This is a genomic window from Variovorax sp. BGA-UO-ETr-C22 (assembly GCF_059567965.1).
The window spans coordinates 1,908,312-1,926,526 of sequence record NZ_JCAQPA010000011.1 but is presented as its reverse complement, the minus strand read 5'-3'; the positions used below and the strand labels follow the sequence as shown (position 1 = coordinate 1,926,526).

The following is an 18,215-nucleotide window of genomic DNA, read 5'->3' as shown; positions in this document are numbered from 1 at the left end:
CCATGGACCTCGATGCCGTGCCGCAAGAGGGCAACGCAACCCTCGCAGGCCATTCCAAGCTGATGTACGCCCGCGACGCGCAAGGCCGCGTCGTCACCACCACCTCGAAGGGGTGGGAGGCGGAAGAGATCGTCACCAGCCACGCGGTCGATGTGCTCATCGAGCAGGCGCAGGAGGCCAAGGCGCGCGTGAAGGCCGGGCTGGCCTCGCCGCTCGAATACTGGATGTACGAGCGCCGCATGGACGTGGCGCTGCTCTCGCAGACCAGCGGCTTCTGGCAATGGCGCGTGCGCCGCCACCTGCAGCCGCGCCATTTCGCCGCGTTGTCGCCGGCCCAGCTCGCCCGCTACGGCCAGGCGCTGGGGCTGCCCGTTTCCACCCTGCAAGGCCTGCCGTGAACTTCCAACACCAACAGGCGGCGCACTGCGAAAGCGGCGTCATCTCCAGCCTCATGCGCCACCACGGCGCGCCGATGAGCGAGGCGATGGCGCTCGGGTTGTCGTCGGCGCTGTCCTTCGCCTACCTGCCGTTCATCAAGCTGTCGGGCCTGCCGCTCATCTCGTACCGCATGCCGCCCAAGGCCATCATCAAGGGCCTGCTGGCGCCGATGGCTGCGCGCTTTCGCTTCGAGACCTTCCGCAGTCCGCAGGCCGGGCAGCAGCGGCTGGACGCGCTGCTGGCCGACGGCCAGCTCGTGGGCCTGCAGACCTCGGTCTACTGGCTGCCGTACTTTCCGCCGAACATGCGCTTTCACTTCAACGCGCACAACCTGCTGGTCTACGGCAAGGACGGCGACGACTACCTGATCAGCGACCCCGTGTTCGAGGAGCCCGTGCGTTGCGCCAGCGAAGACCTGTCGCGCGCGCGCTTCGCCAAGGGCGTGCTGGCACCCAAGGGCCTCATGTACTACCCGCAGGCCATCGAGCGCAAGGCGGTCGACGCCGCCTCGGTGACCCAGGCCATCCGCAAGACCGTGCGCAACATGCTCGCGCCCGTGCCCATCGTGGGTGTGCGCGGCATGCGCACGTTGGCCAAGCGCATGCAGAAGCTGTCGCCCAGCGATCCGCGCAGCGTCGACTTCATCGGCCACCTGGTGCGCATGCAGGAAGAGATCGGCACGGGCGGGGCGGGCTTTCGCTTCATCTACGCGGGCTTCCTGCAGGAGGCCGCGCAGCTGCTCGACAAGCCGCAGCTGACGCAGATGTCCGAACGCCTGATCGCCATCGGCGACGGCTGGCGCGCGTTCGCGCTCAAGGCGGCGCGCATGGTCAAGGGTCGCGAGCCGGTCGATCCGGTCGCACTCGCGGGCAAGCTGCGCGAGCAGGCGCAGCAGGAAGAAACCTTCTTTCGCGACCTCAAGGCCGCCGTCGCCTGATGCTCGAGCTTCACCAGCTCGGCTACCGTTACCCGCACGCTGACAAGGCCGCGCTGGCCGACGTGTCGCTCGCCGTGCCGCGCGGTTGCGTGCTGGGCCTGCTGGGGCCGAATGGTGCCGGCAAGACCACGCTGATCTCGCACCTGTCGGGCGCGCTCGCGGTGCAGTCGGGCGACATCCGCATCGATGGCCAGCCGTTGCAGCAGGTGCGCGCCAAGGCGCCCACGCGCATTGCCGTGGCGCCGCAGGACCAGGCCTTCTACCCGATGCTCACCGTGGCCGAGAACCTGGCCTGCTTCGCCGCGGCCGGCGGCCTCTCGGGCGCGCGAAAGAAGGCGCGCATCGACACCTGCACGCAGTTCGCGCAGCTCGAACAGTTCGCGGGCGTGCGTGCCGAGCGGCTCTCGGGCGGCCTCAAGCGCCGGCTCAACCTCGCGATCGCCTTGCTGCCCGAACCCGAGCTGATGCTGTTCGACGAGCCGACGGTGGGCGTCGATCCGCAGTCGCGCGCCTTCATCCTCGATGCCATCAAGAGCCTCGCGCAGGCCGGCGCGGCGGTGATCTACGCCTCGCACTACATGGAAGAGATCGAGGCCATCGCCGACCGCGTGGCCATCCTCGACCAGGGCCGCGTGCTGCGCGAAGGCCCGCTCGACGCGCTGCTGTCGCAAAGCGCGATGCTGCTGACCCTGGCCGCCGACGGGCTCGACGCGCAGAGGCTCTCGCGCTTCGGCACGGTGGAGCAGGGCGCGGCGCACTGGCGCATCCACCTGAACGCGGGCACCGGCCCCGGCCCCGTGCTGGCCGCGCTCGAAGCCGAAGGCATCGAGGTGCGCCAGGCCGAGTTCGGCCGGCACGACCTCGAGCAGCTGTTCATGGCGCTCACGCACCGCTCGCTGCGCGACTGACCGAACGCCATGCTCCTAGCGCTCATCAAGAAGGAACTGCTGGCCCTCGTGCGCGACATGCACGGGCTGGCCGTGCTGTTCGTGATGCCGATGGTCTTCATCGTGCTGATGTCGCTCACGCTGAAGGACATCTACCGTCCGCCGCTGGCCGAGCTGAGTTACGCGGTCGATGCGCGCGACAGCGGCACGCCCGCCAAATGGCTGCTGCAGATCTGGCAGCGCAGCCACGGCGCGCCGCAGCCGCTGGGCAGCGACTGGCAGGCGCGGCTGCGCAGCGGCACGCTCAAGTACGTGATCGTGCTGGAGCCGGGCCTGTCGGACGAACTGGAATCGGCCGCACTCTCCACGCGCGCCCACATCCGCCTGCTCGCCGAACCCGGCATCGACGCCAACCTGTTCAACGCGCTGCGCGCCGAACTCATAGGCGCCTCGGGCGAACTCAAGGCGCGGCTCGCGCTGGCGGTGCCCGGCACGGCCAGCCCTGCGCCCGACGCGTCCATCCAGGCGATGGTGCAGGCCGAGCGCTTTGCCACCGCCGGCCCGCGGCCCACGTCGGTGCAGCAGAACGTGCCGGCCTGGCTGGTGTTCGGCATGTTCTTCGTGGTGGCCTCGCTGTCCAGCCTGTTCGTGCAGGAGCGCGGCTCGGGCGCGCTCGGCCGACTGCAGAGCCTGGGCGTGTCGCGTTCGATGCTGCTGACCTCCAAGGCCTTGCCCTACCTCGGCGTGAACGCGCTGCAGGCGCTGCTGATGCTGGCGGCGGGCATCTGGTTCATGCCGCTGATCGGCGGCGATGCGCTCTCGCTCGCGGGCATCCACTGGGGCGGCCTGCTGCTGTCGCTGGCGGCCGTGAGCCTGGCGGCGGTGAGCCTGTCGCTGGCGGTGGCCTGCCTCGTCAAGAGCCATGCGCAGGCCGCCACGCTCGGGCCGATGGTGAATGTGCTGATGGCGGCGGCGGGCGGCATCATGGTGCCCAAGTTCGTCATGCCGGGCTTCATGCAGCGCATGGTCGAAATCTCTCCCATGAACTGGGGGCTCGAAGCGCTGCTCACCGTGCTGCTGCGCGGCGGCGGCGTGGCCGAGGTGCTGCCGCAGGTCGGCCGGCTGGTGGCGTTCGCGGCCCTCATGTTCTTCGTGGCTGTCTTTCTGTTTCGCAGGCGCGCACCGTGACGAGCACCGTTTCTTCTCCTGAATTCATCGCCCGCCTCAAGGCCCTTGTGCTCGAGGCTGTCGAAAAAGACGCGCCGCCCGGCGGCCTCGGCGACGACGAGCCGCTGTTCGGCCCCGAGGCGCGGCTGGACCTCGATTCGCTCGACGCGCTGCAGGTGTCGATGGCGATCCAGCAGCACTTCGGCCTCCGCATGCCCGACAGCAAGGACACGCGGCGTGCCATGACCTCGATCGCGCACCTGGCGGAACACCTGGTGCAAGCGGGCAAGGCATGAGCCTGATGCCGGTGTACCTGGCCGGCATGGGCCTGGCCTGCGTGCTCGGCGACGATGTGCCGTCCGCGCTCGCGGCGCTGCGGCGCGGCGGCGTGCCGCCCACGCCGGTGACGGTGGCCGAGGGCCTGCAGTGGCCGGTCTACACGCTGGCGGTGCCGCCCGGTGACTGGGCGCAGCGCGTGCAGCACACGGTGCGCCGCGTGGTCGCGCAGACCGGCGAGGGGCTGGACCGGCAGGGGCCTCTGTTCGTGGCCTCGTCGTCGCTCGACATCGGAGCCATGGAACATGCGCAGCACGACGCGCGGCTCAGCGGCGACCTGCAGGATTTCGCCGACATCGCCGCCGCCGCGCTCGACTGGCAGGGCCCGGTCTTCACCGTCTCGACCGCCTGCACCTCGGCGCTCAACGCGATGCTGGCAGCGGCCGACATGGTGCGCGCGGGCGAGGCGCGCGAGGCGCTGGTGATCGGCGCCGAACTCGACAACCGCTTCACCGTGGCCGGCTTCGGCGCGATGCAGCTGCTGGCGCCCGACAGCGCACGGCCCTTCGGTGCGGGGCGCCAGGGGCTGGTGCTCGGCGAAGCGGTGGCGGCGCTGCGGCTCGGATCGCTGCCCGCGCGCTGGGCGCTGCTGGGCGGCGCCAACGTGGTCGACGGCCGCAACCCCTCGGGCACCGAGGCGAGCGCGGTGCGCGCGATGTGCCGCGACACGCTGGCGCGCAGCGGCCTGCAGCCCGCGGACATCGACCTCATCAAGGTGCAGGCCGCCGGCAGCCCGGTCAACGACGCGATCGAGGTCGAGGCGCTGCGGCAGGTGTTCGCGCCGCTGCCGCCGCTGGTGTCGCTCAAGTCGGCGATCGGCCACACGCTGGGCGCGGCCGGGGCGGCGGAGCTGGCCCTGCTGGTCGGCTGCATCGAAGGCGGCGCCTGGCCGTCGGTCGGTTACGCGCTGGACGAGACGCTGGGCATCGCGCTGAGCGACGGGCCGCCGGCGCGGCTGCGCCACATCCTGCTCAACGTGGTGGGCTTCGGCGGCGGGCATGCGTCGCTGGTGCTCAAGGATTGCAACGCCGCATGACCACACCGACTTGGCGCACTGTCGCGCACGTCGTGGCGCATCCGCCGCCCGACGACTGGCGCGACGCGCTCGCGACCCGCCTGGGCCGCCGGCCGCGCCGCGTCGGCCTGTGGACCGAGCTGGCGATGTACGGCGCGCTGCGCTGCCTCGACGCGGCCGGCGAAGCCGCGCTGCCGGCGGGCGCGCGCCTGCGCGTGACCAGCCGGCGCGGCGCATGGGAGGCCACGCGCGCGGGGCTGGCGCAGCTCGACGCGGGCTTGCCGATGCCCTTCACCTTCATGCAGGGCCAGCCCGCGCTGATGCTGGCCGAGGTCGGCCGCAGCCTCGACTGGCAGGGCGATGCGAGCTTCATGCTGTGCCGCGATCTCGCACGGCCGCTGGCGCTGTCGCAGCTGGGTGCGGGGCGCGACGGGTTGCTGTTCGGGGTGGTGGAGGAGACGTTCGGCGACGTGCCGCCGCGCTCCGAATGGTGGCGGCTGGTGCCAGCCGATCAAGCGGCGATCGAGCGCTGAAGGTTCTCGCGCGCTCGCGCTTCGAGCAGTGCGTGCAGGCGCGGCGTGGCGTAGATCGCCGGGCGAGCTAGAAAGCGCTGGAGGATCGCGCGCCGGCGCGGCAGGCGAATCTCCTCGGGAACGAAACCGTATTCCGCATGCACCTGGCGCTCGTACTCGTCGAAGCGCGCGCGCTCGGCGCCGAGGATCGACAGGTCGATGTCGATCAGCAGTTCGGCGTCGCGGCCCTCGGGCACGGCGTCGTGGCGCGTGGCCATGACGAGCACGTGGACGCGTTCGGCCGACGCATCGCTCGCGCCGGCCGCCTGCAGTGCCTGTCGCGCCCAGTCGGCGCTGCGGGCTTCGTTGTCGTGCGCATGCACGTCGTAGATCGCATCGTGGAACCACAGCGCCAGCGCGACTTCGCCGGGGCGTTCGGCGAGCGCCTGTTCCCGGTCGAACCACGCGAGGCATTCGCCCAGGTGCTGCATCGTGTGGTAGTGGCGCTGCGGCTCGCCGTAGCGGCGTTGCAGTTCGAGCCGCAGCGCGTCGTCGGGCGTGGCCACGCCGAGCGCCTGCCAGGCGGCGTTCCAGTTCGCGTGCAGCGCCTGCGGTGTCATCGCGGTTACTGCTCCATCGCGGCCTTGACCTCCTGGCCGAGGTCGAGCACCGACATCGCGTAGTAGCTGCTCCAGTTGTAGCGCGTAATCACGTAGAAGTTGCGCGTGCCGGCGACGTAGGTCGGCGGCGCGTCGAGGCCGTTCTGCAGCTCGATGAGCGCCAGCAGACCCTTGTGCTTCAGGCCTTCGCCCTCGGGCACGGCACCGGCCGCCACGAAGCTGTCGGCGCTGAAGGTCGGCAGGATGTCGGGCGCCAGCAGCAGCGCCTTCTTCAGGCGCGCTTCCTCGAAATGCACCGGATAGATCGACGGCATGCCCGGCGTCCAGCCGAAGCCCTTGAAGTAGCTCGCCACCGAGCCGATCACGTCGACCGGGTTGTTCACGAGGTCGATGCGGCCGTCGCCGTCGAAGTCGACCGCGTACTTGGCGATGCTGCTGGGCATGAACTGCGGCATGCCCATGGCGCCGGCGTAGCTGCCCACGGGCGTGAGCGGGTCGTCGGCGGTGCGGCTTTCGGTGCTCAGGAAGCTTTCGAGCTCGCCGCGGAAGAAGGCGATGCGCTCGGCCGCGCGCGGGTGGCCCTGCGGGAAGTCGAAGGACAGCGTGGCCAGCGCGTCGATCACGCGAAAGTTGCCCATGTTGCGGCCGTAGATGGTCTCGACGCCGACGATGCCGACGATGATTTCCGGCGGCACGCCGTAGGTGGCCTCGGCGCGCGCGAGCGTCTCGGCGTTGGCGCGCCAGAAGCGCACGCCGGCCGCGATGCGCACCGGGTCGATGAAGCGGCTGCGGTAGGTCTGCCAGTTCTTCACGGTGCCGACGGGGCCCGGCAGCATCAGGCGCGGCACGTTGGGCAGAAAGCGCGCGGCACCGATGGTGGCGCGCACCCAGTCGCGGTCGAGGTTGCGGCGCTGGGCGACGTCGTCGGCGAACGCCATGGCGTCGTCCCGCGTGGCGTACGGGGTGCTGCCGCGCACCGGCGTGACGGCGGGGCGGCCATTGGCCTGGGGCTTCTGGGCCAGGGCGCCCGTGGGCCAGGCGACGCAGGCGGCGAGGAGGGCGGTGGCGGCCACTGCGGCGCGCAAGGGCGTGGGAAAGGCGTGTGACATGGGCACGATTGTGCCGCCCGTGCGCATGCGCACTTTCGGGGGACACATGTGGTTGCAGCCGCGCTTCAGGCGCGCGGCGGCGTGGGCGGCCAGGGCAGCCGGCGGAACTCGGCGCGCAGCGCGGCGAGCGAGGCCGATGGGCCGGACGCGGCGGGCGCGTAGCGCTGGGCTTCGAGCTTCAGCAGCCAGTCGCGCACGGCCTGCGCGGCGGGCCCGAAGCGGGCGTCGGCGGCCTGGGCCATCTGACGCGGCGGCGCCGTCTCGGGCAGCGGCAGGCCGGCCTTGGCCAGGCGCGCTCGGGCCCGGCCCAGCAGGCGCAGCCACGGGTCGTGCCGGCTGCGCTCCCACAGCGTCCAGCCGGCGCCGGCCAGGCTCGCGGCCACCAGCAGGTACAGCAGCACGTAGCCCAGGTCTTCCAGGCTCGGGGCGTTGAAGCCGAGGGTCTTGAGCAGGTCGAGCTGGCGGCTCTGCGTGTAGTTGAGCACCCACTGGTTCCAGCCGTTGTTCACGGCCTCCCAGGCGGCGCGCAGGTTCTGCACCAGCGTCGGGCTCATGACGCCGATGGCGCCGGCCAGCAGGCCGGGCTGCGGCGTGAGGCGCTGGAACTGCCCGATGCGCCCGGGCGCGACCGAGCCGGTCGGGTCGACGCGCACCCAGCCCGCACCTTCTTGCCAAACTTCGGCCCAGGCGTGCGCGTCGCTCTGGCGCACCACCCAGTAGTTGTCGACGTTGTTGAGCTCGCCGCCCTGGTAGCCGGTGACGATGCGCGCCGGAATCTGCAGATTGCGCATCAGCACCACGAAGGCCGAGGCGATGTGCTCGCAGAAGCCTTCCTTGCGGTCGAACCAGAACTCGTCGGCGGTCTCGTCGCCGTACACGCCGGGCTCCAACGTGTAGGTGTAGCCGCCGGTGCGCAGGCGTCGCAAGGCGGCCTGCACGAAGGCGTTGGCATCGGCGCCGGCCAGCGCGGGGTCGGCGCGCATCTGGGCGGCGAGCGCGGCGGTGCGCGGGTTGCTGCCGGGCGGCAGCACCAGGTAGGGCTGGAGCCGGCCACCGGTGCGCACGATCGGGCCGCTCTGGAACTGTGGATGGCTCTCGGCGCGGTAGCGCACGAGGTCGGTGATCGGCCGGTTCACGAACCACTGCAGGTCGGGCGTGCCGGTGACCTCGTAGCCGGGCACCTCGGGCGCACGTGGCGCAGCGTCGAGCGTGAGCAGCCACGGGCGCTGGCTGGCTTCGAGCGTGACCTCGTAGCGCACCGGCTCACCGCGCGTGCGCAGGTTCGGCATCGCCTGCCCGCTGCGCGCCCAGGTCGGCAGTGCGGTCCACTCGCGGCCGTCGAACTGCGCCAGCACGGGGCCGCGGAAGTACAGCTGGCTCTGCGGCGGCGCGCGGTTGTCGTCGAACTTGATGCGTGCCGCGATGCTCCCGTCGAGCGCCAGCTCGGCGATGGTGCCGACCCGCATCGTGTTCGACAGGCCGGTGCGCCCGGCCATGGCGTCGCCGGGCGTGCCCCACAGCGGTGCGAAGCGCGGGAACAGCAGGAACAGCGCGAGCATCACCGGTGCCCCCGCCAGCGCCATCCAGCCGGCCATGCGCGCGGCCTGCATCAGCGGCGGCCGGCCCACCGGCATGTGGGCGTTGACCAGCGCCGTCAGCAGGCCCAGCAGCGCCAGCAGCATGGTGAAGGCGGTGAGCAGCGACTGCGAATAGAAGAAGTTCGTGAGCATCGCGAAGAAGCCCAGGAAGAAGACCACGAAGGCGTCGCGCCGGGCGCGCAGCTCCAGCGTCTTGAGCGCCAGCAGGCACACGACCAGCGTGACGCCCGCGTCGCGGCCCAGCAGCGTGCGGTGGGTGGCGTAGGTGGCGGCCAGCGCCAGCGCCAGCAGCGCGATGCGCCACCACTTGCTGGGCAGCGGGCGCGCCTGTACCGCCAGCGAGGCGCGCCACAACAGCACCATGGCGGTGATGGCCGAGCACCACCACGGCAGCTCGTCCACCTGCGGCAGCAGGATGAGGCCGATGACGCACAGCAGGAACAGCGTGTCCCGTGCGTCCCTCGGCAGCGCGGTGAGTTCGCGTACGACCCGGTTCATGCGGCGACCCCGTTCATGCGCACAGCGCCAGCGCTTCGAGGCAGGCGCGCCGGTGCGCCTCACCCTGCGACGGTTTCACCGTGCGGCCGGCGACGCGCACGCCGTAGTCGACGCCGAGCCGGTCGGCCATCAGCACCCAGGCGCACAGGCGCGACAGGCGGGCCTCGGTGTCGGGCAGCGCGGCGGCGTGCGCGTCGAGCCAGAGCTCCTCGCGCTGCGTGTGCTGCGTGTCGCGGCTCACCAGGTCTTCGGAGCCGTTGGCCTGCGCGCGGGCGGCCTTCTTCCAGACCACGAGCTTGAGCGGATCGCCGCGCCGGTAGGCCCGCACACCGTCGTATTCGCCGGCGTTCTGCGCCCGCACCGCGGCCGATGCGGCGGCGGGCCCCGAGAGCGGCTCGCCCGCCGGCAGCGGCGGCGGGTGGGCCTCGGGCGTCGGGTACACGAGCAGCTGCGCGGCCGGGCGCCAGACGGTCCAGACGCGGAAGGTACCGAGCGGAAAGCGCGTCTCGGCGGTCAGCGGCGGCACCGGGTGCAGGCCGCGCCGCTCGGGCTGGAAGGCGATCTCCACCGTGGCCGTGCCTTCGGCGGGCACGTCGGTCCAGGCCCACTGGCCGCTGCCGCGCACGGCCATGCCGATGCCGTAGCGCACGCTGCGCCGTTCGTTGTGCAGCACCACGCGCAGCACCGCCGCGGCGCCCGCGAACTGCGCTTCGGGCGGCACCATGCGCAGCGCCAGCCCGCGCAGCGTGGCGTGGCACACATGCATGCCCACGGCGACACTGCCCGCCAGCAGGAAGGTCAGCAGGTAGCCCAGGTTGAGCTGGTAGTTGATCGACGCCACCAGCAGCACCAGCAGCGTGGCCGCCAGCGTCCAGCCGGCACGCGTGGGCACGATGTAGACGTTGCGCTGGGTGAGTTCGAGCGTGTCCGACGGGGCCCGGCGCGAGAGGAACCAGCCGTCGATGCGCGAACGCAGGACGCCGACAGGGTTCACGGCAGCGGCACCGCGGCGATCATGGCGCGCACCTGTTCGACGGCGCCGCGGCCGGCGTCGCCCACGGGCGTGAGGCGGTGCGCGATGGTCTGCGGCAGCACGGCCTGCACGTCGTCGGGCGCCACGTAGTTCCGGTTGGCCAGCAGCGCCTGCGCCTTGGCGGCGCGCAGCACGGCGATGCCCGCGCGCGGCGACAGGCCCTGCAGGAACCAGCGGCCCGAGCGGGTCGCGGCAATCAGGTCCTGCAGGTAGTTCAGCAGCGGCTCGGCCGCATGCACCTGTTGCACGCGCTGCTGCAGGGCGGTGAGTTCGCCGGCGGTCAGCATCGCGGGCAGGCCGGCGAGCATCTCGCGGCGGTCGGCGCCGGCCAGCAGCTGGCGCTCGGCCGCGCGGTCGGGGTAGCCCAGCGAGATGCGCATCAGGAAGCGGTCGAGCTGCGACTCGGGCAGCGCGAAGGTGCCGAGCTGGTCCTGCGGGTTCTGCGTGGCGATCACGAAGAAGGGCGAGGGCAGGGGGCGGGTCTCGCCCTCGACCGTGACCTGCTTTTCTTCCATCGCCTCGAGCAGCGCGCTCTGGGTCTTGGGGCTGGCGCGGTTGATCTCGTCGGCCAGCAGCACCTGCGCGAAGATCGGCCCGGGGTGGAACACGAAGGCCTGCTGGCCCCGGTCGTAGATCGCCACGCCCGACAGGTCGCCCGGCATCAGGTCGGCCGTGAACTGCACGCGCGAGAACTGCAGGCCGAAGGTGTGCGACAGCGCATGGGCCAGGGTGGTCTTGCCGACCCCCGGCACGTCCTCGATCAGCAGGTGCCCGCCCGCCAGCAGACAGGCCACGCAGTCGCGCACCTGGGCCTCTTTGCCAACAATCACCGTGTTAAGCTGACTCAGCAAAGTGGCTAGCTTCGCAGCAACGTCCATATTTGTATCCATATGCAAACGATACCGTAAGACCTTGCGGCCCCATGCTGCGTGAGGTCTAGACGCGACGACACGAGACACGGCGAGAGATGGGCAAGACAGGCTACTTCACGCATCGCGACTTCTGGAAGCACGACATGGGCAACGGGCATCCCGAATGCCCCGAGCGGCTGGATGCCATCGAAGACCGGCTGCTGTTGACCGGCGTCGGCGACGCGCTGGCGCGGGGCGAGGTGCCCCTGGCCACGCTGGAACAGATCACCCGGGCCCACAGCCACGCGCATGTCGAACACCTCGAGGAGCTGCAGCAGCGCCTTGTGGCCGATGCGCCCGCCGGCGGCCCCGACCATGCGCAGGTCGACCCCGACACCGTGCTGACCCGCTTCACCCTGCTGGCCGCGCGCCGCGCCGCGGGTGCCGCCGTGGCGGCCACCGATGCCGTGATGGCCGGCGAGATCGAGAACGCCTTCTGCCCCGTGCGCCCGCCGGGCCACCATGCCTGCCGCGAGCAGGCCATGGGCTTTTGCTTCTTCAACAACGTGGCCATTGCCGCGCTGCACGCGCTCGAGGTGCACGGGCTGGACCGCGTGGCCATCGTCGATTTCGACGTGCACCACGGCAACGGCACCGAGAACATCCTGTCGAACGATCCGCGCGTGCTGATGGTCGGGTTCTTCCAGCATCCGTTCTATCCGTACAGCGGCACCGAACACCCGGCGTCGAACATGCTGAACCTGCCGATCCCGGCCTACACCAAGGGCATGGACGTGCGCGAGCTGGTCGAGGCGATCTGGATGCCCCGGCTCGAGGCCTTCAAACCGCAGATGGTGTTCATCAGCGCCGGCTTCGACGCCCACCGCGAGGACGAACTGGGCCAGCTCGGCCTGAACGAAAACGACTTCGCCTGGATCACTGGCCGCGTGCGCGATGTCGCCAAGCGCCATGCGCGCGGGCGCATCGTCTCGCTGCTCGAGGGCGGCTATCACCTCGATGCCCTGGCGCGCAGCGTGGAAGCGCACATCCGCGTGCTGGCGGACCTGTAACCCGGTTGGCGCCCGCGGGGCGCCCTGTTTCTTTCACCGATGAATTTCAATTTCGACGACTTCCTCCAGCGCCTGCGACAGGTCGACGCGCACGGCCTGGGCATCGAACTCGCCGTGCTCGTGGCCTGCGTGGGCGTGGCATGGGCGGTGTGCAAATGGTTCGGGCGCGACCAGCCCAAGGATTCGATCTGGTTCGGCGAGCGCACCTTCGACGGCCTGCTGTTCCCGCTGCTCGCGCTGGTGCTCACCGGCATTGCGCGTCGCCTGGCGCTCGACCTGCTGCCCGTGGTGCTGGTGCTGCGCATCGCCGTGCCGGTGTTCCTGTCGCTGGCGGTCATCCGGCTGTTCGCGCGGGTGCTGCGGGCCGTGTTTCCCACCTCGAGCCTGGTGCGGCTGATCGAGCGCACCATCTCTTGGCTGGCCTGGATCGCCGCCGTGCTGTGGATCGTCGGGCTGCTGCCGCCGGTGCTGGCCGAACTGGACGACATCACGCTGGCCTTCGGCAAGACCCGCGTGAGCCTGCAGACCATCATCCAGGGCGCGCTGTCGGCGGGGCTGGTGCTGATGATCGCGCTGTGGATCTCCAGCACCATCGAAAAACGCATCCTGCGCGAGGCCGTGAGCGACCTGTCGATGCGCAAGGTGGCGTCGAACGCGGTGCGCGCCTTCCTGCTGCTGATCGGCCTCTTGTTCGCGCTGTCGGCGGTGGGGGTCGACCTCACGGCGCTGTCGGTGCTGGGCGGCGCGCTCGGCGTGGGCCTGGGCTTCGGCCTGCAGAAGCTGGCGGCCAACTACGTGAGCGGCTTCGTGATCCTGCTGGAGCGCTCGATCCGCATCGGCGACAACGTGAAGGTCGACACCTTCGAAGGCCGCATCACCGACATCAAGACGCGCTACACGCTCATCCGCGCGGGCAACGGGCGCGAGGCGATCGTGCCGAACGAATCGCTCATCACCGGCCGGGTCGAGAACCTGTCGCTGGCCGACCGCAAGTTCAACATCACGACCAACATCGTGGTCGGCTACGAGAGCGACGTGGCGCAGGTGCAGGGCATCCTGTGCGACGCCGCCAAGGCCCAGCCGCGCGTCATGACCGACCCGGCGCCCATCGCCTACCTCGTCACCTTCGCGCCCGACGGCCTGGAATTCAGCCTGAACTTCTGGGTCGCCGACCCTGACAAGGGCAAGGACAACGTGCGCTCGGCCATCAACATCGCCATCCTCGAAGGACTGCGCGCCGCCCGCATTGACATTCCCTATCCGCAGCGGGTGCTGCGAGTGGAATCTTTGCCGGCGGGAGTGGCCGCAGCGCCTCCCGCTGTTTTATAATCACGGAAAAGCACGATCGTTCTTTTTTGGCCCTCGAGGCCGACAAGAAGAATGGAGAGGCAGCCAAGGCCGGCGTCCTAAAATGGCAGGCTGCTCTCGAAGCCCCCCTTTTTGCAATCCAATGGAGTCAAGTCAATGAAGGTTCTTGTGCCTGTCAAACGGGTCGTCGATTACAACGTGAAGGTGCGCGTCAAGAGCGACGGCACCGGGGTGGACATTGCCAACGTCAAGATGAGCATGAACCCCTTCGACGAGATCGCTGTCGAAGAAGCGGTTCGCCTGAAGGAAAAGGGCATCGTGACCGAAGTCATCGCCGTCTCGTGCGGCGATGCCAAGTGCCAGGAAACCCTGCGCACCGCGATGGCCATCGGTGCCGATCGCGGCATCCTGGTCGAGACCGCTGAAGAGCTGCAGCCGCTGGCCGTGGCCAAGCTGCTCAAGGCGCTGGTCGACAAGGAACAGCCCCAGCTCATCATCCTCGGCAAGCAAGCCATCGATGACGACGCCAACCAGACCGGCCAGATGCTGGCTGCCTTGGCCGACCTGCCCCAAGCCACCTTCGCCTCGAAGGTCGACCTCGCAGCAGACAAGGTCACCGTCGCACGTGAAGTAGACGGCGGCATGGAGACCTTGACGCTCACGCTGCCCGCGGTCATCACGACCGACCTGCGCCTGAACGAGCCGCGCTACGTCACCTTGCCCAACATCATGAAGGCCAAGAAGAAGCAGCTGGACACCTTCAAGCCCGAAGACCTGGGTGTGGACGTGAAGCCCCGCCTGAAGACCCTCAAGGTCAGCGAGCCCCCGAAGCGTGGCGCAGGCATCAAGGTGCCCGACGTTGCCACCCTGGTGGACAAGCTCAAGAACGAAGCCAAAGTGATCTGAGGAAGAAACGAACATGACCGCACTCGTCATTGCCGAACACGACCACGCCAGCATCAAGCCGGCCACCCTCAACACCGTGACCGCAGCCCTGGCTTGCGGTGGCGACGTCCACATCCTCGTGGCCGGTGCCAACGCCGCCGAAGCCGCCAAGGCCGCCGCGCAGATCGTCGGCGTTTCCAAGGTGATCGCCGCTGATAGCGCATCGCTGGCCGAGAACCTCGCCGAGAACGTCGCAGCGCAAGTGCTGGCGATCGCCGGCAACTACAGCCACATCCTGTTCCCCTCGACCGCCAACGGCAAGAACGTCGCGCCGCGCGTGGCCGCCAAGCTCGACGTGGCGCAGATCAGCGACATCACTTTGGTTGTCAGCCCCGACACGTTCGAGCGCCCGATCTACGCCGGCAACGCCATCGCCACCGTGCAGAGCACCGACGCCACCAAGGTGATCACCGTGCGCACGACCGGCTTCGACGCAGCAGCCGCCACCGGTGGCAGCGCCACCGTTGAAACCGCCGAAGGCGTGGCCGACAGCGGCAAGAGCGCCTTCGTCGGCCGTGAAGTCACCAAGAGCGACCGCCCCGAACTCACCGCCGCCAAGATCATCGTCTCCGGTGGCCGCGCGCTGGGCAGCGCCGAGAAGTTCAACGAAGTGATGACGCCGCTGGCCGACAAGCTCAACGCGGGCCTGGGCGCCAGCCGCGCCGCCGTGGATGCAGGCTACGCCCCGAACGACTGGCAAGTGGGCCAGACGGGCAAGATCGTCGCGCCGCAGCTGTACATCGCCGCGGGCATCTCGGGCGCCATCCAGCACTTGGCCGGCATGAAGGACTCGAAGGTCATCGTCGCGATCAACAAAGACGAAGAAGCACCGATCTTCTCGGTGGCCGACTACGGCCTCGTGGCCGACCTGTTCACGGCCGTGCCGGAACTCGTGAAGGCGCTCTGATCGCTTCAACGCATTGAGCCAGAAGGCATCGTTCGCGATGCCTTTTTTACATCTGCCGCCCCCCACCGCGGCCCCTGGAGAGAAGACATGAGCTACACCGCCCCCCTCAAGGACATGCTGTTCGACATCGAACACCTGGCCAACATCGGCGAGATCGCCAAGCTGCCCGGCTTCGAAGACGCCGGCCTCGAAACCGCACAGGCCGTGCTCGAAGAGTGCGCGCGCTTCAACCAGGACGTGGTGGCGCCGCTGAACGTCGAAGGCGACCGCAACCCTTCGTCCTTCAAGGACGGCGAAGTCACCACCAGCAAGGGCTTCAAGGACGCCTTCGCGCAGTACGTGTCGGGCGGCTGGCAGGGCCTGCAGCATCCGGCGGACTTCGGCGGCCAGGGCCTGCCCAAGACCATCGGCGCGGCCTGCGGCGAAATGCTCAACTCGGCCAACATGAGCTTCGCGTTGTGCCCGCTCTTGAGCGACGGCGCCATCGAGGCGCTGCTCACGGCCGGCTCCGACGAGCTCAAGGCCGTGTACCTCGAGAAGCTCGTGAGCGGCCAGTGGACCGGCACGATGAACCTCACCGAGCCGCAGGCCGGCAGCGACCTGGCCATGGTGCGCAGCCGCGCCGAGCCGCAGCCCGACGGCACCTACAAGGTGTTCGGCACCAAGATCTTCATCACCTACGGTGAGCACGACATGGCCGAGAACATCGTGCACCTCGTGCTGGCCCGCGTGAGCGGCGCGCCTGAAGGCGTGAAGGGCATCAGCCTGTTCGTGGTGCCGAAGTTCATGGTCAACGCCGACGGTTCGCTCGGTGCGCGCAACGACGTGCACTGCGTGAGCATCGAGCACAAGATGGGCATCAAGGCCTCGCCGACCGCCGTGCTGCAGTACGGCGACAACGGAGGGGCCGTGGGGTACCTGGTGGGCCAGGAAAATCGCGGCCTCGAGTACATGTTCATCATGATGAACTCGGCCCGCTATGCGGTGGGCATGCAGGGCATCGCGATCGCCGAGCGCGCCTACCAGCACGCCGTGGCCTACGCGAAAGACCGTGTGCAGAGCCGCCCGGTCGATGGCTCGATCAACGCCAGCGCGCCGATCATCCATCACCCCGACGTGAAGCGCATGCTGATGACGATGCGCGCCTACACCGAGGGCTGCCGCGCGATGGCCTCGGTGGCCGCCGCTGCGTACGACGCCGCGCACCACCACCCCGATGCCGAGGCGCGCAAGCAGAACCAGGCCTTCTACGAATTCATGGTGCCGCTGGTGAAGGGCTACAGCACCGAGATGAGCCTCGAAGTGACCTCGCTCGGCGTGCAGGTGCACGGCGGCATGGGCTTCATCGAGGAAACCGGCGCGGCGCAGTACTACCGCGACGCCAAGATCCTCACGATCTACGAAGGCACCACCGCGATCCAGGCCAACGACCTCGTGGGCCGCAAGACCGCGCGCGACGGCGGTCGGACCGCCAAGGCCATCGCCGCGCAGATTGAGAAGACCGAGGCCGAGCTCGCCAAGAGCGACAGCGCTGCGGCCGCAGCGGTCCTCAAGCGCCTGACCGCCGCGCGCCTGGCCTTCATCGACGTGGTCGACTTCGTCGCCGGCCAGACCAAGGCTTCGCCCAACGCCGTGTTCTCGGGCAGCGTGCCGTACCTGATGCTCGCGGGCAACCTCGTGGCCGGCTGGCAGCTCGCGCGTTCGCTCATCGTGGCGCAGGACCAGGCCTCGCACAACGTCGACGTCGCCTTCATGCAGGCCAAGATCGCCACCGCGCGCTTCTACGCCGAGCACATCCTGAACAAGGTGCCGGGCATCCGCGACAGCATCGTGGAAGGCGCCGAGAGCGTCACGGCGCTGGCGCTCGAAGCGTTCTGACGCACACGCCGCTGTCGCCGATCTGACGAGCGGCAGCGGCCCCTTGCTCTTATAAAACCGAACCCCTTCCCGGAGACGACATGTCCAAGCTGCCTTCTGTTCTCGCGAACCTCCCGCTGCCGATCATCGGCTCGCCGCTCTTCATCATCAGCAACCCCAAGCTCGTGATCGCGCAATGCAAGGCCGGCGTGGTCGGCTCGATGCCGGCGCTCAACGCCCGCCCGGCCGCCCAGCTCGAAGAGTGGCTGATCGAGATCACGGAGGAGCTGGCGGCCTACAACAAGGCCAACCCGGACAAGCCGGCCGCGCCCTTCGCCATCAACCAGATCGTGCACAAGAGCAACGACCGCCTGGAGCACGACATGGAGATGGTCGTGAAGTACAAGGTGCCGATCGTGATCACCTCGCTGGGCGCACGCACCGACGTGAACGACGCGGTGCACAGCTACGGCGGCGTGACCTTGCACGACATCATCAACAACAAGTTCGCGCAGAAGGCGATCGAGAAGGGCGCCGACGGCATCATCGCCGTGGCGGCCGGTGCCGGCGGCCACGCGGGCGTGAAGAGCCCGTTCGCGCTGGTGCAGGAAATCCGCCAGTGGTTCGACGGCCCGATCGCGCTGTCGGGCTCCATCGCCTCCGGCGGCGCGGTGCTCGCGGCGCAGGCCATGGGCGCCGACTTCGCCTACATCGGCACCGCCTTCATCGCGACCGAAGAAGCGCGCGCGAGCGAGGAGTACAAGCAGGCCATCGTGGACGGCAACTCGGACGACATCGTCTATTCGAGCCTGTTCACCGGCGTGCACGGCAACTACCTGGCGCCCAGCATCGTCAAGGCCGGCATGGACCCGGCCAACCTGCCCGAAGGCGACGTGACGACCATGAACTTCGGCGGCGGCGAAGGCAGCAAGGCCAAGGCCTGGAAAGACATCTGGGGCTCGGGCCAGGGTATCGGCGCGATCACCGAAGTGGCGAGCGCGGGTGCCTTCATCGAGAAGCTCAAGCGCGAGTACCAGGAAGCACGACAGCGATTGGCACTTTGAACAGTTCGCACGCACCGGCATCGACCTCCGCTGCGAGCGGTGGCGGCGGGGCCGTGCCTGCGC

General features: G+C 69.5%; 18 protein-coding genes. 13 read left to right on the top strand and 5 right to left on the bottom strand.

Annotated elements, in window-relative coordinates:
• Window positions 1-2 precede the first annotated feature (2 nt).
• From AC57B8_RS29045 to AC57B8_RS29015, 7 genes are read left to right on the top strand one after another with little or no spacing between them, the layout of a single operon-like run.
• Window positions 3-398: a DarG family dialkylresorcinol biosynthesis protein gene (locus AC57B8_RS29045; protein ID WP_095947356.1), complete on the top strand. Its 396-nt coding sequence runs from the start codon at window positions 3-5 to the stop codon at window positions 396-398.
• A complete protein-coding gene (gene darH / locus AC57B8_RS29040) occupies window positions 395-1,375 on the top strand; it encodes a BtrH-related acyltransferase DarH (RefSeq protein ID WP_095947357.1) in 981 nt (326 codons plus the stop codon). Before AC57B8_RS29045 ends, darH begins: the two co-directional genes overlap by 4 nt.
• The gene (locus AC57B8_RS29035) at window positions 1,375-2,283 is read left to right on the top strand and encodes an ABC transporter ATP-binding protein (protein WP_159277463.1); all 909 of its coding nucleotides are present in this window, start codon (window positions 1,375-1,377) and stop codon (window positions 2,281-2,283) included. Before darH ends, AC57B8_RS29035 begins: the two co-directional genes overlap by 1 nt.
• A 9-nt stretch (window positions 2,284-2,292) precedes the next feature.
• A complete protein-coding gene (locus AC57B8_RS29030; RefSeq protein WP_496481502.1) occupies window positions 2,293-3,450 on the top strand; it encodes an ABC transporter permease in 1,158 nt (385 codons plus the stop codon).
• Window positions 3,447-3,725 (top strand): acyl carrier protein, encoded by a 279-nt coding sequence (locus AC57B8_RS29025; protein WP_139706326.1) that lies wholly within the window; start codon window positions 3,447-3,449, stop codon window positions 3,723-3,725. The genes AC57B8_RS29030 and AC57B8_RS29025 overlap by 4 nt, the downstream gene beginning before the upstream one ends.
• The gene (locus tag AC57B8_RS29020) at window positions 3,722-4,801 is read left to right on the top strand and encodes a beta-ketoacyl synthase N-terminal-like domain-containing protein (protein ID WP_496481501.1); all 1,080 of its coding nucleotides are present in this window, start codon (window positions 3,722-3,724) and stop codon (window positions 4,799-4,801) included. Before AC57B8_RS29025 ends, AC57B8_RS29020 begins: the two co-directional genes overlap by 4 nt.
• Window positions 4,798-5,313: a hypothetical protein gene (locus AC57B8_RS29015; RefSeq protein ID WP_390344918.1), complete on the top strand. Its 516-nt coding sequence runs from the start codon at window positions 4,798-4,800 to the stop codon at window positions 5,311-5,313. Before AC57B8_RS29020 ends, AC57B8_RS29015 begins: the two co-directional genes overlap by 4 nt.
• Here AC57B8_RS29015 and AC57B8_RS29010 read toward each other — a convergent pair.
• From AC57B8_RS29010 to AC57B8_RS28990, 5 genes are all read right to left on the bottom strand, one after another.
• Entirely contained in the window at window positions 5,292-5,912 is a 621-nt protein-coding gene (locus AC57B8_RS29010) for an HD domain-containing protein (RefSeq protein ID WP_496481500.1), read from the bottom strand. The two genes, AC57B8_RS29015 and AC57B8_RS29010, sit on opposite strands and share 22 nt — an antisense overlap.
• A 5-nt stretch (window positions 5,913-5,917) precedes the next feature.
• Window positions 5,918-7,021 (bottom strand): lytic murein transglycosylase B, encoded by a 1,104-nt coding sequence (mltB, locus tag AC57B8_RS29005; RefSeq protein WP_062482271.1) that lies wholly within the window; start codon window positions 7,019-7,021, stop codon window positions 5,918-5,920.
• A gap of 65 nt (window positions 7,022-7,086) precedes the next feature.
• On the bottom strand, window positions 7,087-9,117 hold the full coding sequence (locus AC57B8_RS29000; protein ID WP_496481499.1) for a transglutaminase TgpA family protein: 2,031 nt from the start codon (window positions 9,115-9,117) through the stop codon (window positions 7,087-7,089).
• Window positions 9,118-9,130: 13 nt separating this feature from the next.
• Window positions 9,131-10,111: a DUF58 domain-containing protein gene (locus AC57B8_RS28995; protein WP_369647561.1), complete on the bottom strand. Its 981-nt coding sequence runs from the start codon at window positions 10,109-10,111 to the stop codon at window positions 9,131-9,133.
• Complete coding sequence (locus AC57B8_RS28990) at window positions 10,108-11,028, bottom strand: AAA family ATPase (protein ID WP_070059454.1); 921 nt, start codon at window positions 11,026-11,028, stop codon at window positions 10,108-10,110. The genes AC57B8_RS28995 and AC57B8_RS28990 overlap by 4 nt, the downstream gene beginning before the upstream one ends.
• Before the next feature lie 89 nt (window positions 11,029-11,117).
• On the opposite strand from AC57B8_RS28990, the gene AC57B8_RS28985 reads away from it, so the two are divergent.
• The 6 genes from AC57B8_RS28985 (at window position 11,118) to AC57B8_RS28960 (ending at window position 18,152) form a co-directional block, all read left to right on the top strand.
• The gene (locus tag AC57B8_RS28985) at window positions 11,118-12,071 is read left to right on the top strand and encodes a histone deacetylase family protein (protein WP_496481498.1); all 954 of its coding nucleotides are present in this window, start codon (window positions 11,118-11,120) and stop codon (window positions 12,069-12,071) included.
• 39 nt (window positions 12,072-12,110) lie between these two features.
• Complete coding sequence (locus tag AC57B8_RS28980; RefSeq protein ID WP_492678110.1) at window positions 12,111-13,400, top strand: mechanosensitive ion channel domain-containing protein; 1,290 nt, start codon at window positions 12,111-12,113, stop codon at window positions 13,398-13,400.
• 135 nt (window positions 13,401-13,535) lie between these two features.
• Window positions 13,536-14,285 (top strand): electron transfer flavoprotein subunit beta/FixA family protein, encoded by a 750-nt coding sequence (locus AC57B8_RS28975; protein ID WP_070060185.1) that lies wholly within the window; start codon window positions 13,536-13,538, stop codon window positions 14,283-14,285.
• Window positions 14,286-14,298: 13 nt separating this feature from the next.
• Window positions 14,299-15,231: an electron transfer flavoprotein subunit alpha/FixB family protein gene (locus tag AC57B8_RS28970; RefSeq protein ID WP_496481497.1), complete on the top strand. Its 933-nt coding sequence runs from the start codon at window positions 14,299-14,301 to the stop codon at window positions 15,229-15,231.
• 87 nt (window positions 15,232-15,318) lie between these two features.
• Window positions 15,319-17,109 carry an acyl-CoA dehydrogenase gene (locus AC57B8_RS28965; RefSeq protein ID WP_496481496.1) on the top strand — a complete coding sequence of 597 codons (1,791 nt, stop codon included), beginning with the start codon at window positions 15,319-15,321 and terminating at the stop codon, window positions 17,107-17,109.
• Between the two features lie 80 nt (window positions 17,110-17,189).
• Window positions 17,190-18,152 carry an NAD(P)H-dependent flavin oxidoreductase gene (locus tag AC57B8_RS28960; protein WP_062482679.1) on the top strand — a complete coding sequence of 321 codons (963 nt, stop codon included), beginning with the start codon at window positions 17,190-17,192 and terminating at the stop codon, window positions 18,150-18,152.
• The last annotated feature ends 63 nt before the right edge of the window (window positions 18,153-18,215 follow it).

Bases quoted from the DNA above. Each gene is read 5' to 3' on its own strand.
- AC57B8_RS29010 (WP_496481500.1), bottom strand. From the start codon at position 5,912: ATGACACCGCAGGCGCTGCACGCGAACTGGAACGCCGCCTGGCAGGCG.
- AC57B8_RS28990 (WP_070059454.1), bottom strand. From the start codon at position 11,028: ATGGACGTTGCTGCGAAGCTAGCCACTTTGCTGAGTCAGCTTAACACG.
- AC57B8_RS28985 (WP_496481498.1), top strand. From the start codon at position 11,118: ATGGGCAAGACAGGCTACTTCACGCATCGCGACTTCTGGAAGCACGAC.
- AC57B8_RS28970 (WP_496481497.1), top strand. From the start codon at position 14,299: ATGACCGCACTCGTCATTGCCGAACACGACCACGCCAGCATCAAGCCG.
- AC57B8_RS28975 (WP_070060185.1), top strand. From the start codon at position 13,536: ATGAAGGTTCTTGTGCCTGTCAAACGGGTCGTCGATTACAACGTGAAG.
- AC57B8_RS29045 (WP_095947356.1), top strand. From the start codon at position 3: ATGGACCTCGATGCCGTGCCGCAAGAGGGCAACGCAACCCTCGCAGGC.
- AC57B8_RS29000 (WP_496481499.1), bottom strand. From the start codon at position 9,117: ATGAACCGGGTCGTACGCGAACTCACCGCGCTGCCGAGGGACGCACGG.
- AC57B8_RS29020 (WP_496481501.1), top strand. From the start codon at position 3,722: ATGAGCCTGATGCCGGTGTACCTGGCCGGCATGGGCCTGGCCTGCGTG.
- AC57B8_RS28980 (WP_492678110.1), top strand. From the start codon at position 12,111: ATGAATTTCAATTTCGACGACTTCCTCCAGCGCCTGCGACAGGTCGAC.
- AC57B8_RS28965 (WP_496481496.1), top strand. From the start codon at position 15,319: ATGAGCTACACCGCCCCCCTCAAGGACATGCTGTTCGACATCGAACAC.
- AC57B8_RS29035 (WP_159277463.1), top strand. From the start codon at position 1,375: ATGCTCGAGCTTCACCAGCTCGGCTACCGTTACCCGCACGCTGACAAG.
- AC57B8_RS28960 (WP_062482679.1), top strand. From the start codon at position 17,190: ATGTCCAAGCTGCCTTCTGTTCTCGCGAACCTCCCGCTGCCGATCATC.
- AC57B8_RS29015 (WP_390344918.1), top strand. From the start codon at position 4,798: ATGACCACACCGACTTGGCGCACTGTCGCGCACGTCGTGGCGCATCCG.
- mltB (WP_062482271.1), bottom strand. From the start codon at position 7,021: ATGTCACACGCCTTTCCCACGCCCTTGCGCGCCGCAGTGGCCGCCACC.
- AC57B8_RS29030 (WP_496481502.1), top strand. From the start codon at position 2,293: ATGCTCCTAGCGCTCATCAAGAAGGAACTGCTGGCCCTCGTGCGCGAC.